12 protein-coding genes are annotated in these 12,996 nt (G+C 52.0%); 2 read left to right on the top strand and 10 right to left on the bottom strand.

The window, feature by feature from the left end:
- The 9 genes from pabC to yceD form a co-directional block, all read right to left on the bottom strand.
- Window positions 1-810 (bottom strand): aminodeoxychorismate lyase, encoded by an 810-nt coding sequence (pabC, locus tag BEB54_RS06025; protein ID WP_105277121.1) that lies wholly within the window; start codon window positions 808-810, stop codon window positions 1-3.
- A gap of 119 nt (window positions 811-929) precedes the next feature.
- Window positions 930-2,171: a beta-ketoacyl-ACP synthase II gene (gene fabF / locus BEB54_RS06020; RefSeq protein ID WP_000044678.1), complete on the bottom strand. Its 1,242-nt coding sequence runs from the start codon at window positions 2,169-2,171 to the stop codon at window positions 930-932.
- Window positions 2,172-2,258: 87 nt separating this feature from the next.
- Window positions 2,259-2,495 (bottom strand): acyl carrier protein, encoded by a 237-nt coding sequence (gene acpP, locus BEB54_RS06015; RefSeq protein WP_000103754.1) that lies wholly within the window; start codon window positions 2,493-2,495, stop codon window positions 2,259-2,261.
- A gap of 210 nt (window positions 2,496-2,705) precedes the next feature.
- Window positions 2,706-3,440 (bottom strand): 3-oxoacyl-ACP reductase FabG, encoded by a 735-nt coding sequence (fabG, locus tag BEB54_RS06010; protein ID WP_001008535.1) that lies wholly within the window; start codon window positions 3,438-3,440, stop codon window positions 2,706-2,708.
- 12 nt (window positions 3,441-3,452) lie between these two features.
- Entirely contained in the window at window positions 3,453-4,382 is a 930-nt protein-coding gene (gene fabD, locus BEB54_RS06005) for an ACP S-malonyltransferase (protein ID WP_032183939.1), read from the bottom strand.
- Window positions 4,383-4,397: 15 nt separating this feature from the next.
- Window positions 4,398-5,351, bottom strand: a complete 954-nt coding sequence (gene fabH, locus BEB54_RS06000; protein ID WP_000288127.1) for a beta-ketoacyl-ACP synthase III — start codon at window positions 5,349-5,351, stop codon at window positions 4,398-4,400.
- A 67-nt stretch (window positions 5,352-5,418) separates the two neighbouring features.
- The gene (gene plsX / locus BEB54_RS05995; protein WP_000197578.1) at window positions 5,419-6,489 is read right to left on the bottom strand and encodes a phosphate acyltransferase PlsX; all 1,071 of its coding nucleotides are present in this window, start codon (window positions 6,487-6,489) and stop codon (window positions 5,419-5,421) included.
- Window positions 6,490-6,569: 80 nt separating this feature from the next.
- A complete protein-coding gene (rpmF, locus tag BEB54_RS05990; protein ID WP_000290727.1) occupies window positions 6,570-6,743 on the bottom strand; it encodes a 50S ribosomal protein L32 in 174 nt (57 codons plus the stop codon).
- A 51-nt stretch (window positions 6,744-6,794) separates the two neighbouring features.
- Window positions 6,795-7,316, bottom strand: a complete 522-nt coding sequence (gene yceD / locus BEB54_RS05985; protein ID WP_001174481.1) for a 23S rRNA accumulation protein YceD — start codon at window positions 7,314-7,316, stop codon at window positions 6,795-6,797.
- Window positions 7,317-7,515: 199 nt separating this feature from the next.
- On the opposite strand from yceD, the gene yceF reads away from it, so the two are divergent.
- A complete protein-coding gene (gene yceF / locus BEB54_RS05980) occupies window positions 7,516-8,100 on the top strand; it encodes a 7-methyl-GTP pyrophosphatase (protein WP_001125202.1) in 585 nt (194 codons plus the stop codon).
- Window positions 8,101-8,211: 111 nt separating this feature from the next.
- On the opposite strand, the gene rluC is transcribed toward yceF, so the two are convergent.
- Complete coding sequence (rluC, locus tag BEB54_RS05975) at window positions 8,212-9,171, bottom strand: 23S rRNA pseudouridine(955/2504/2580) synthase RluC (RefSeq protein WP_000846356.1); 960 nt, start codon at window positions 9,169-9,171, stop codon at window positions 8,212-8,214.
- 572 nt (window positions 9,172-9,743) lie between these two features.
- Here rluC and rne point away from each other — a divergent pair.
- A complete protein-coding gene (rne, locus tag BEB54_RS05965; RefSeq protein ID WP_105277120.1) occupies window positions 9,744-12,929 on the top strand; it encodes a ribonuclease E in 3,186 nt (1,061 codons plus the stop codon).
- The last annotated feature ends 67 nt before the right edge of the window (window positions 12,930-12,996 follow it).

Here is a 12,996-nt window from a genome sequence, read left to right as displayed (position 1 = left end):
CTAATTCGGGCGCTCACAAAGTGGGGCTAAATATTCATATAACGTTGCTGACGAAAAGGAGACATCGCCACAGGCACGTACGGGCATCACTGGCATTAACGCATTACAAATAACCATCTCATCTGCCTGCAACGCCTCTTCCAGAGTGGCTTGCACTTCGACAAGCTGATAAGAGGATTGTGCCAGTAAACGGATACAGAATTGTCGCATAATGCCGTTAACACCTGCCTGCTCCAGTCGCGGCGTATAAACTACATTGCCCTTCCGCCAGAACAAATTAGCCGCACAGCATTCCGTAACCCACCCTTCGCTGTCAAGGACCAACGCCTCATCGGCATTTGTCTGCTCAAGATGAGAGCGAATCAATACTTGTTCAAGCCGATTAAGATGTTTAATACCTGCAAGATGAGGATTGCGCCCCAGCCGCACCGGGCTTAGCGCCAACATCATCCCCTCGTTACGCAAACGATCGTAATGTGCAGGATAAGCCGTAACGGAGAGAATCCGCGTTGCCGGTCCGCTGTTCAATGTGCTGTACCCTCGCCCGCCACTACCGCGACTGATCACGACCTTCAGCACACCATTCTGCTGTTCTGCTGCCAGCGTTTTCATCTCTTGTTCAAGCTGAGGCCAGAAGTCACAGGAAATCATCAACCGCTGACAAGCATCCTGTAGTCGCTGGATATGTGCCGATAACAAACTGACTTCACCGTCGATAACTCTGGCGGTGGTAAAACAACCATCACCAAACTGCGTTGCTCGATCGCTTACTGCCAGCGATTCCTGCTTATGACCGTTAATTAAGAACATACCAACTCCTTACCAGAGAATTGTTAGTGTGGCAGCATGTTCACTACGGAACAAGTCGGAATAAAAGCTAAGAAAAAAGGCCCGCAAGCGGACCTTTTATAAGGGTGGGAAATGACAACTTAGATCTTTTTAAAGATCAAAGAACCATTAGTACCACCGAAGCCGAAGGAGTTACACAGCGTGTATTCCATTCCGCTAACCTGACGCGCTTCGTGCGGTACGAAATCCAGATCGCAACCTTCATCCGGATTATCCAGGTTGATGGTTGGCGGAACAGCCTGATCGCGCAGTGCCAGGATGGAGTAGATAGACTCTACTGCACCCGCCGCACCTAACAGGTGACCGGTCATAGATTTCGTGGAGCTCACCAACACACGGCTGGCAGCTTCACCGAAGATGCTTTTAACAGCCTGCGCTTCAGCTTTATCGCCAGCCGGTGTAGAAGTACCGTGCGCGTTAACGTAGCCAATCTGACTCGCTTCAATGCCTGCATCACGCAGAGCATTTGCCATTGCCAGAGCTGCGCCTGCGCCGTTTTCTGGTGGTGACGTCATATGGTAAGCATCGCTGCTCATACCAAAGCCAACGAGTTCAGCGTAAATTTTCGCCCCGCGTTTTTTCGCGTGTTCGTACTCTTCCAGTACCAGCATACCGGCACCATCGCCCAGTACGAAACCATCGCGCTCTTTATCCCACGGGCGGCTCGCCGCTTGCGGGTTATCATTGCGGGTAGATAATGCACGTGCCGCGCCAAAACCACCAACGCCCAGCGGCGTACTGGCTTTCTCTGCGCCACCTGCAACCATCACGTCAGCATCGCCATACGCGATAATACGCGCAGCATGACCGATGTTGTGCACGCCAGAAGTACAGGCGGTCGCGATAGAGATGCTTGGGCCACGCAGGCCATACATGATAGTCAGATGACCTGCCACCATGTTCACAATCGTTGACGGAACGAAGAATGGGCTGATCTTACGTGGGCCACCATTCATCAGAGATGTGTGGTTTTCTTCAATCAGTCCGAGGCCGCCAATCCCGGAGCCAATTGCGGCACCAATACGGGTTGCGTTCTCTTCCGTTATTTCAAGGCCAGAATCCTGCATGGCCTGAACGCCAGCGACAATTCCATATTGAATGAAGGCATCCATCTTGCGCTGTTCTTTGCGCGAGATAATGTCCTCACAGTTAAAATCCTTTACTAAGCCAGCAAATTTCGTTGCATAGGCGCTAGTATCGAAATGGTCGATTAGGCTGATGCCACTCTGACCGGCAAGCAGAGCTTTCCAGGTAGACTCTACGGTATTGCCGACAGGAGACAACATGCCCAGTCCGGTCACAACTACACGACGCTTAGACACGTTTGTCCTCCAGGGAGGGAAAAAATGATTCTAGTGGGACAAAAAGATAAAACTCAGGCGGTCGAACGACCGCCTGGAGATGTTCACTTACGCCTGGTGGCCGTTGATGTAATCAATGGCAGCCTGAACGGTGGTGATTTTCTCAGCTTCTTCGTCCGGAATCTCAGTATCAAACTCTTCTTCCAGAGCCATTACCAGCTCAACGGTGTCAAGAGAATCCGCGCCCAGGTCTTCAACGAAAGAAGCATTGTTGGTAACTTCTTCCTGCTTAACGCCCAGCTGTTCGCCGATAATTTTCTTAACGCGTTCTTCGATAGTGCTCATACTCTTAAATTTCCTATCAAAACTCGCTTTCGCGATGGTTTTCGTAGTGTATAAAATGTTGAAAAATTTGCAACTAAATCCCGGCAGGTCTTACCACGATTTTACGTTATTTTGAGGCCTTACCCCCCAATAACGCAAATCATTTTGCACTAATTATTACTCATAACCACGCAGACTGCGCGCAACATGAGCATTTTGTGCAAATCGCGGTCAGACCATGTACATCCCGCCGTTCACATGCAAAGTTTCACCCGTGATGTAAGCTGCTTCGTCGGATGCCAGGAATGCAACCGCGTTGGCGATTTCCTGTGCACCGCCGAGGCGACCCGCAGGAACCTGCGCCAGGATACCCGCACGCTGGTCATCGCTCAGCGCACGTGTCATGTCCGTTTCAATAAAGCCCGGAGCAACAACGTTTACAGTAATACCGCGTGACGCAACTTCGCGCGCCAGTGATTTACTGAAGCCGATCAAGCCCGCTTTCGCCGCAGCGTAGTTGGCCTGACCGCCATTTCCCATGGTACCAACCACAGAACCGATAGTGATAATACGACCATGACGCTTTTTCATCATAGCGCGCATTACCGCTTTTGACAGACGGAAAACAGATGAAAGGTTGGTTTCGATAATATCGTTCCACTCTTCATCTTTCATTCGCATTAACAGGTTATCACGAGTGATACCGGCATTATTGACCAGGATATCCACTTCACCAAATTCTGCGCGAATTTTTTCCAGAACAGATTCGATAGATGCTGGATCGGTCACATTCAACATCAGACCTTTACCGTTAGCACCTAAATAATCGCTGATCGCCTGAGCGCCGTTTTCACTGGTCGCAGTGCCAATAACTTTCGCGCCACGGGCTGCGAGCGTTTCAGCAATTGCGCGGCCAATTCCGCGGCTTGCACCGGTTACCAGTGCGATTTTTCCTTCAAAATTCATGATTTTCCTCTTTTATAGCTCGAGCGCCGCTGCCATCGCTGAAGGTTCGTTCAGCGCCGAGGCGGTCAGGGTGTCGACAATGCGTTTCGTCAGGCCAGTAAGCACTTTGCCCGGGCCGACTTCATAAAGATGTTCTATGCCTTGCGCTGCCATGTATTCAACAGACTTCGTCCACTGAACCGGGTTATACAACTGACGTACCAGTGCGTCACGGATGGCATCACCATTGGTTTCGCATTTCACATCAACGTTATTCACAACAGGAACTGTTGGTGCGTTAAAGGTGATTTTCGCTAATTCTACTGCCAGTTTGTCGGCTGCCGGTTTCATCAGCGCACAGTGAGACGGTACGCTCACTGGCAACGGCAGCGCGCGTTTTGCGCCTGCAGCTTTACAGGCAGCGCCAGCACGCTCAACGGCTTCTTTATGTCCCGCAATTACCACCTGGCCTGGAGAGTTGAAGTTTACCGGAGAAACCACCTGACCTTCTGCAGCTTCTTCACACGCTTTCGCAATAGACGCATCATCCAGACCGATGATTGCCGCCATAGCGCCCGTTCCTTCCGGTACGGCTTCTTGCATGAACTTACCGCGCATCTCAACCAGACGCACCGCATCAGCGAAATCAATCACACCAGCGCAAACCAGCGCAGAGTATTCCCCGAGGCTGTGACCGGCCATCATCGCTGGTGCTTTACCGCCCTGCTGCTGCCATACGCGGTACAGCGCAACTGATGCAGTCAACAGCGCTGGCTGAGTTTGCCAGGTTTTATTAAGTTCTTCGGCTGGCCCCTGCTGAGTCAGCGCCCACAGGTCATAACCCAGCGCCGCAGAAGCTTCAGCAAACGTTTCTTCGACAATGGGATAGCTCGCCGCCATATCAGCCAGCATTCCAACGGTTTGAGAACCCTGTCCAGGGAACACAAATGCAAATTGCGTCATGTTTTAATCCTTATCCTAGAAACGAACCAGCGCGGAGCCCCAGGTGAATCCACCGCCAAAGGCTTCAAGCAGAACCAACTGCCCCGGCTTAATGCGCCCGTCACGTACAGCTTCATCCAGCGCGCACGGGACAGAGGCCGCAGAGGTATTACCGTGGCGATCCAGCGTCACCACGACATTGTCCATCGACATGCCGAGTTTTTTCGCCGTTGCACTGATAATACGCAGGTTAGCCTGATGCGGCACCAGCCAGTCCAGTTGAGAACGGTCAAGATTATTCGCCGCCAGCGTCTCATCAACGATGTGCGCCAGTTCCGTTACCGCAACCTTGAAGACTTCGTTGCCCGCCATCGTCAGATGAATTGAATTCTCTGGATTCACACGGTCAGCATTAGGCAGCGTCAGCAATTCACCATAGCTACCGTCGGCATGCAGATGGGTGGAGATGATTCCCGGCTCTTCAGAGGCAGCCAGCACCGCAGCGCCCGCGCCATCGCCAAAAATAATAATAGTCCCACGATCTGTTGGATCGCAGGTGCGCGCCAGTACATCGGAACCGACGACCAGAGCATACTTCACCGCCCCAGATTTCACGTATTGATCGGCTACGCTTAATGCATAGGTGAAACCTGCGCAAGCTGCTGCAACGTCAAATGCCGGGCAACCTTTAATACCCAACATGCTTTGAATCTGACATGCTGCGCTCGGGAAAGCGTGCGTAGCAGAAGTCGTTGCCACAACGATCAGGCCAATCTGGTCTTTATCAATGCCCGCCATCTCAATTGCGCGTGTCGCCGCTTCAAAGCCCATGGTTGAAACGGTTTCGTTTGGTGCAGCAATGTGGCGTTCGCGGATGCCGGTACGAGTGACAATCCACTCGTCAGAGGTATCCACCATTTTTTCCAAATCGGCGTTTGTCCGCACTTGTTCGGGCAGATAGCTGCCAGTACCAATAATCTTCGTATACATGTACGCTCAGTCACTTTTCGGTTATATACCGTCACTTGCAAACTGCGAGTTCGCTGGCAGCGTCCTGCTACCGCAGAGTTCCGCTTTTGCCACCGTCCAGCAGCTCAAAACCAGCTGGGTATACAGATTCCAGGCGAGCGGCAATTCGCTGAGGAACTTGTCGCTGCACCGCCTGCACTGCCTGTTCAATCGCGACCGCAAAAGCTCGCTGATTGGCCGCACCATGACTTTTTATCACCGTGCCGCGCAATCCTAACAGACAGGCGCCGTTATACTGGTCGGGGTTGAGGTGACTGAATCGCCTCGTCAGGCTCTTTTGTAGCCAACGCTTTAATAACAGTAGCCACCACGACCGTTTTTTCCCTTCACCCTGAGATTTCAGCAGAGAAAGGAACATCCTGACAACACCTTCCATCGTCTTTAATGTGACATTTCCTGTAAAGCCGTCACAAACCAGCACATCTGTCTTGCCAGTTAACAACTCATTGGCTTCAAGATAGCCGATATAATTGATAGAAGGGATTGTTTTAAGCACCGCTGAGGCATCCCGAATACTGTCGAGACCCTTTACTTCTTCTTCACCAATATTGAGCAACGCCACGCGAGGATTGGGAATTTCCACCACCTCTTCAGCCAGAACTGAGCCCATAATGGCAAATTGCACCAACATTGTGCTGTCACAATCGACGTTGGCCCCTAAATCGAGAACCACCGTTTTGCCCTTTTGCTGATGCGGTAATACCGTCACCAGCGCCGGACGCTCAATCCCCTCCAGGGGCTTGAGTAATAATTTTGCCAGCCCCATCAGCGCCCCGGTATTACCAGCACTGACACAGGCTTGCGCTCGACCTTCTTTCACCAGCTCAAGGGCCACGCGCATTGAACTACCACGACTGGCGCGGATAGCTTGCGAAGGCCGGGCATCACTGGCGATAACTGACTGCGCAGGAATAATCTGCAGACGCGAACGTTGTTCAAAGTCAGCTTTAGCAAGTAATGGCGTGATGGCGTCGGGATTGCCGACTAAAAGAAGAGTGAGTTGCGAATTAGAATTCAGTGCCTGCAATGCTGCAGGCACTGTCACGGAAGGGCCAAAATCCCCTCCCATGACATCTAACGCCAGGGTTAGACGTGTCAAGGTATCGTCGCCGCCCGGTTTGGTCTTTCCCCAGTTGCCTGGGGAAAATCCTCACTAAGCTTCATCACGCAGACGCGTGATTACTTAGCGATGACCTTGCGGCCGCGGTAGTAACCGTCGGCAGTGATGTGGTGACGCAGGTGTTTTTCACCAGAAGTTTTGTCTACAGACAGGCTGGTGACTGCGGTCAGCGCGTCATGGGAACGACGCATGCCACGTTTGGAACGGGTTGGTTTATTCTGTTGTACGGCCATGGACCTTACTCCTCAATTACGGTTTATCCCCGATCCAACGGGGAGCACCAATTACTTACGCTTTAAGCTGGCTAATACGGCAAATGGGTTTGGCTTTTGCGCTTCTTCAGGCAGTTCACCAAAGACCATGTCCGCTTCGGACACTTCACAGTGTTCAGAATCATGCACCGGAACTACCGGCAAGGCGAGGATGATTTCATCTTCAACCATTGCAAGTAGATCGATTTCACCGAATTCGTTAACCTCAATCGGTTCATACGCTTCCGGCAGTGCTTCAGCCTGTTCGTCTGAACGCACAGGACTAAAACAATACGTTGTGTAGACCTGATGAGTAAACGGCTTCCCGCAACGCTGACACTCGAGCGTTACCGTCACCTTCGCATCGCCGTTTAACACTGCGAGACGTTGGTTATCGATAGCGAACGACATGGAGCATTCCACATCACTGTCCACACTGACTACGGATTCGGCGACGCGCTCAACCTGATCAGGGGTATAGATACCCTGGTAATCAAGGCGTTTTTGAGCCGTACGAACCGGATCGAGAGTCAGGGGTAATTTTACCTTTTGCATAGGGCGCGCATATTAACTTTGTAACGTCATAGAGTCAAAGAAAAAGGCAGCCTGTGGTTGCCTTTTGCCAATAATTCGCACACATTGCGGGTTACTGCTTTATTTTCGTTCAGTGCTGATAACGAACATCAACCTGCAAAACGAAGCGCATAGTTTAAAATGGCTATCATCAATACGCTATATCTGATGGAAAAAAAATATGCCTAAACTTATTTTAGCCTCCACCTCGCCCTGGCGTCGCGCTCTTCTGGAAAAACTGCAAATCTCTTTTGAATGTGCAGCACCCGAGGTCGACGAAACCCCACGCAGCGACGAATCACCGCGACAGTTGGTGCTTCGACTGGCACAAGAAAAAGCGCAATCTCTGGCGTCACGTTATCCGGATCATTTAATTATTGGTTCAGACCAGGTATGTGTTCTTGATGGCGAAATCACCGGTAAACCGTTAACGGAAGAAAATGCCCGTCTGCAATTACGCAAAGCCAGCGGCAATATCGTCACCTTCTATACTGGACTGGCGTTGTTTAATTCGGCGAATGGGCATCTGCAAACAGAAGTGGAGCCTTTTGACGTCCATTTCCGTCACCTGAGCGAGGCGGAGATTGATAATTACGTGCGTAAGGAGCATCCCCTGCACTGCGCGGGTAGCTTTAAGAGTGAAGGATTTGGCATTACGCTGTTTGAGCGTTTAGAAGGGCGTGACCCTAACACGCTGGTTGGTTTACCGCTAATCGCGCTGTGTCAGATGTTACGTCGGGAAGGGAAAAATCCGCTGATGGGATAGTTTTTTACGCCGGATGCAGGTATGTCGCATCCGGCAATCGGTGCTGGCGGCCTGATGCGGCGTAAACGCCTTATCAGGCCAACCGCCCATTATCAGGTTTATATGCTTGTATTAGCGCGCATTACGCAGCTTTTGCAAACAACGCTTCAAACCTTCATCCATCGGCGCTTCGATACGCATCACCTCACCGGTTCCCGGATGGGTAAACTTCAACGCTGCGGCGTGCAGGAACAGACGATTTAATCCCGTGCCTGCTTCAGTGAGCTGTCTATCAAATTCACGGTCACCGTAGCGATCGTCAAAGGCAATCGGATGACCCGCATACTGTGTATGCACACGGATCTGATGAGTACGCCCAGTTACCGGGCTACAACGCACCAGGGTGGCAAATGCATAGCGTTCTTCCACTTTAAAGCGTGTTTCCGACGGTTTACCTTCCTGACTCACACGCACGATACGTTCGCCGCTTTGCAGAATATTTTTCAGCAACGGCGCTTGTACGCTCTTCACATGCGACTGCCACTGACCGCGCACCAGCGCCAGGTAATCTTTTTGCATCCCTTTTTCACGTAATTGCTCATGCAGAGAACGCAACGCCGAGCGTTTTTTCGCTACCAGCAACACACCGGAAGTGTCCCGGTCGAGACGATGTACCAGTTCAAGGAACCGCGCTTCCGGGCGCAACGCCCGTAAACCTTCGATAACACCGAAGCTTAAACCACTGCCGCCATGTACTGCCGTACCGGAAGGTTTATTCAGCACCAGGATATGCTCATCTTCATATAAGATGACGTCCGCCAGCGCCGCCACCTTTTGCAGATGTGGCGAAACCGCCTCCTCTTCACGTTCAGCAACGCGAACCGGTGGAATACGCACCTCATCACCTGCTTCGAGTTTATATTCAGGCTTAATACGTTTTTTGTTCACCCGCACTTCGCCTTTACGCAAAATACGGTAAATCATACTTTTAGGTACGCCTTTCAATTGGGTACGCAAAAAGTTGTCGATACGTTGCCCCGCTTCGTCCGCGGTGATAGCAACAATTTTTACGGATGGAGTCTCTGTTTTCATGGTGGGCGATTCTAATTAGCCAACAGGATTCGCGCCACTCATTTTTCTATGCTTATATTTAGTTTTGCACCTTATTACTTCACTACGTCATCACTTTATTGATGGTTATTAAACCAATCACCATTAAGAAGTGAAAAAACTGTGAGTAAGCGGGTGATAAATGGTAAAAGTCATCTTGCTATAACAAGGCTTGCAGTGGAATAATGAGAACGTTTCCGTGTCCATCCTTGTTAAAACAAGAAATTTTACGGAATAACCCATTTTGCCCGACCGATCATCCACGCAGCAATGGCGTAAGACGTATTGATCTTTCAGGCAGTTAGCGGGCTGCGGGTTGCAGTCCTTACCGGTAGATGGAAATATTTCTGGAGAGTAATACCCAGTCTGTTTCTTTGATAATTGCGCTGTTTTTCCGCATGAAAAACGGGCAACCGACACTCTGCGCCTCTTTGAGCTGACGATAACCGTGAGGTTGGCGACGCGACTAGACACGAGGCCATCGGTTCACACCCGGAAAGGCGTTACTTTGCCCGCAGCTTAGTCGTCAATGTAAGAATAATGAGTAAGTTACGATGAAAAGAATGTTAATCAACGCAACTCAGCAGGAAGAGTTGCGCGTTGCCCTTGTAGATGGGCAGCGTCTGTATGACCTGGATATCGAAAGTCCAGGGCACGAACAGAAAAAGGCAAACATCTACAAAGGTAAAATCACCCGCATTGAACCGAGTCTGGAAGCTGCTTTTGTTGATTACGGCGCTGAACGTCACGGTTTCCTCCCACTTAAAGAAATTGCCCGCGAATATTTCCCTGCTAACTACAGTGCTCATGGCCGTCCCAACATTAAAGATGTGTTGCGTGAAGGTCAGGAAGTTATTGTTCAGATTGATAAAGAAGAGCGCGGTAACAAAGGCGCAGCACTGACCACCTTTATCAGCCTGGCAGGTAGCTATCTGGTTCTGATGCCGAACAACCCGCGCGCGGGTGGTATTTCTCGCCGTATTGAAGGCGACGACCGTACCGAATTAAAAGAAGCACTGGCAAGCCTTGAACTGCCGGAAGGCATGGGGCTTATCGTGCGCACCGCTGGCGTCGGCAAATCTGCAGAGGCGCTGCAATGGGATTTAAGCTTCCGCCTGAAACACTGGGAAGCTATTAAAAAAGCCGCTGAAAGCCGCCCTGCCCCGTTCCTGATCCATCAGGAGAGCAACGTAATCGTTCGCGCATTCCGCGATTACTTACGTCAGGACATCGGCGAAATCCTTATCGATAACCCGAAAGTGCTCGAACTGGCGCGTCAGCATATCGCTGCATTAGGTCGCCCGGATTTCAGCAGCAAAATCAAGCTGTACACTGGTGAAATTCCGCTGTTCAGCCACTACCAGATCGAGTCGCAGATCGAGTCCGCCTTCCAGCGTGAAGTCCGTCTGCCGTCTGGTGGTTCTATTGTTATCGACAGCACTGAAGCGTTAACTGCCATCGATATCAACTCCGCACGCGCAACCCGCGGCGGCGATATCGAAGAAACCGCGTTTAACACCAACCTCGAAGCTGCCGATGAGATTGCTCGTCAGCTGCGCCTGCGTGACCTCGGCGGCCTGATTGTTATCGACTTCATTGACATGACGCCAGTCCGCCACCAGCGTGCGGTAGAAAACCGTCTGCGTGAAGCGGTGCGTCAGGACCGTGCACGTATTCAAATCAGCCATATTTCTCGCTTTGGTCTGCTGGAAATGTCCCGTCAGCGGCTGAGTCCATCGCTGGGTGAATCCAGCCATCACGTCTGCCCGCGCTGCTCCGGTACCGGCACCGTGCGTGACAACGAATCCCTGTCGCTCTCTATTCTGCGTCTGATTGAAGAAGAAGCGCTGAAAGAGAACACTCAGGAAGTGCATGCCATTGTTCCTGTACCAATCGCTTCTTACCTGCTGAACGAAAAACGCTCTGCGGTAAATGCCATTGAAACTCGTCAGGACGGCGTGCGCTGTGTGATTGTGCCAAACGATCAGATGGAAACCCCGCACTACCATGTGCTGCGCGTACGCAAAGGGGAAGAAACCCCAACCTTAAGCTACATGCTGCCGAAGCTGCATGAAGAAGCGATGGCGCTGCCGTCTGAAGAAGAGTTCGCTGAACGTAAGCGTCCGGAACAACCTGCGCTGGCAACGTTTGCCATGCCGGATGTGCCGCCAGCGCCAACCCCAGCTGAACCTGCCGCGCCTGTCGCAGCCCCAGCACCTAAAGCTGCATCAACAACACCAGCAGCTCCTGCACAACCAGGGCTGTTAAGCCGCTTCTTCGGCGCACTGAAAGCGCTGTTCAGCGGTGGTGAAGAAACCAAACCGACCGAGCAACCGGCACCGAAAACTGAAACGAAACCGGAACGTCAACAGGACCGCCGTAAGCCACGTCAGAACAACCGTCGTGACCGAAATGAACGCCGCGACACACGTAGCGAACGTAATGAAGGCAGCGATAATCGCGAAGAAAACCGCCGTAATCGTCGCCAGGCACAGCAGCAGACTGCCGAGACGCGTGAGAGCCGTCAGCAGGCTGAGGTAACGGAAAAAGCGCGTACCACCGACGAGCAGCAAGCGCCGCGTCGTGAACGTAGCCGCCGCCGTAATGATGATAAACGTCAGGCGCAACAAGAAGCGAAAGCGCTGAATGTTGAAGAGCAATCTGTTCAGGAAACCGAACAGGAAGAACGTGTACGTCCGGTTCAGCCGCGTCGTAAACAGCGCCAGCTGAATCAGAAAGTGCGTTACGAGCAAAGCGTAGCCGAAGAAACGGTAGCCGCACCAGTGGTTGAAGAAACTGCCGCTGCCGAAACCATCGTTCAGGAAGTGCCTGCTCCGCGTACAGAACTGGCGAAAGTCCCGCTGCCAGTCGTAGCGCAAACTGCGCCGGAACAGCAGGAAGAGAACAATGCTGATAACCGTGATAACGGTGGCATGCCGCGTCGCTCTCGCCGCTCGCCTCGTCACCTGCGCGTAAGTGGTCAGCGTCGTCGTCGCTATCGTGACGAGCGTTACCCGACCCAGTCGCCAATGCCGTTAACCGTAGCGTGCGCGTCTCCGGAACTGGCCTCTGGCAAAGTCTGGATCCGCTATCCGATTGTACGTCCGCAAGATGTACAGGTTGAAGAGCAGCGCGAACAGGAAGAAGTACAAGTGCAACCGATGGTGACTGAGGTCCCTGTCGCCGCCGCTGTCGAACCGGTTGTTAGCGCACCGATTGTTGAAGAAGTGGCTGAAGTCGTAGAAGCCCCCGTTCAGGTTACCGAACCGCAACCGGAAGTGGTTGAAACGACGCATCCTGAAGTGATTGCCGCCGCGGTAACTGAACAGCCGCAGGTGATTACCGAGTCTGATGTTGCCGTAGCCCAGGAAGTTGTAGAACACGCAGAACCGGTTGTTGAACCGCAGGAAGAGACGGCTGATATTGAAGAAGTTGCCGAAACTGCTGAGGTTGTGGTTGCTGAGCCTGAAGTTGTTGCTCAACCTGCCGCGCCAGTCGTCGCTGAAGTCGCAGCAGAAGTTGAAACGGTAGCTGCGGTTGAATCTGAGGTCACCGTTGAGCATAACCACGCTACCGCGCCAATGACGCGCGCTCCGGCACCGGAATATGTTCCGGAGGCACCGCGTCACAGTGACTGGCAGCGCCCTGCTTTTACCTTCGAAGGTAAAGGTGCCGCAGGTGGTCATACGGCAACGCATCATGCATCTGCCGCTCCTGCGCGTCCGCAACCTGTTGAGTAATAATTAGCTCAAGTAATCAAGCCCTGGTAACTGCCAGGGCTTTTTTATTTCATCTTTAAATCAACAT

It is taken from the genome of Escherichia sp. MOD1-EC6021, from assembly GCF_002965245.1.
GTDB classification, from domain to species: Bacteria; Pseudomonadota; Gammaproteobacteria; order Enterobacterales; family Enterobacteriaceae; genus Escherichia; species Escherichia coli_F.
This window is presented reverse-complemented; position numbering and strand designations above follow the sequence as displayed.

What these genes read in the sequence shown, in the direction of transcription:
- pabC (WP_105277121.1), bottom strand. Translation starts at nt 810, where the DNA reads ATGTTCTTAATTAACGGTCATAAGCAGGAATCGCTGGCAGTAAGCGAT.
- acpP (WP_000103754.1), bottom strand. Translation starts at nt 2,495, where the DNA reads ATGAGCACTATCGAAGAACGCGTTAAGAAAATTATCGGCGAACAGCTG.
- fabG (WP_001008535.1), bottom strand. Translation starts at nt 3,440, where the DNA reads ATGAATTTTGAAGGAAAAATCGCACTGGTAACCGGTGCAAGCCGCGGA.
- fabD (WP_032183939.1), bottom strand. Translation starts at nt 4,382, where the DNA reads ATGACGCAATTTGCATTTGTGTTCCCTGGACAGGGTTCTCAAACCGTT.
- fabH (WP_000288127.1), bottom strand. Translation starts at nt 5,351, where the DNA reads ATGTATACGAAGATTATTGGTACTGGCAGCTATCTGCCCGAACAAGTG.
- rpmF (WP_000290727.1), bottom strand. Translation starts at nt 6,743, where the DNA reads ATGGCCGTACAACAGAATAAACCAACCCGTTCCAAACGTGGCATGCGT.
- yceD (WP_001174481.1), bottom strand. Translation starts at nt 7,316, where the DNA reads ATGCAAAAGGTAAAATTACCCCTGACTCTCGATCCGGTTCGTACGGCT.
- yceF (WP_001125202.1), top strand. Translation starts at nt 7,516, where the DNA reads ATGCCTAAACTTATTTTAGCCTCCACCTCGCCCTGGCGTCGCGCTCTT.
- rluC (WP_000846356.1), bottom strand. Translation starts at nt 9,171, where the DNA reads ATGAAAACAGAGACTCCATCCGTAAAAATTGTTGCTATCACCGCGGAC.
- rne (WP_105277120.1), top strand. Translation starts at nt 9,744, where the DNA reads ATGAAAAGAATGTTAATCAACGCAACTCAGCAGGAAGAGTTGCGCGTT.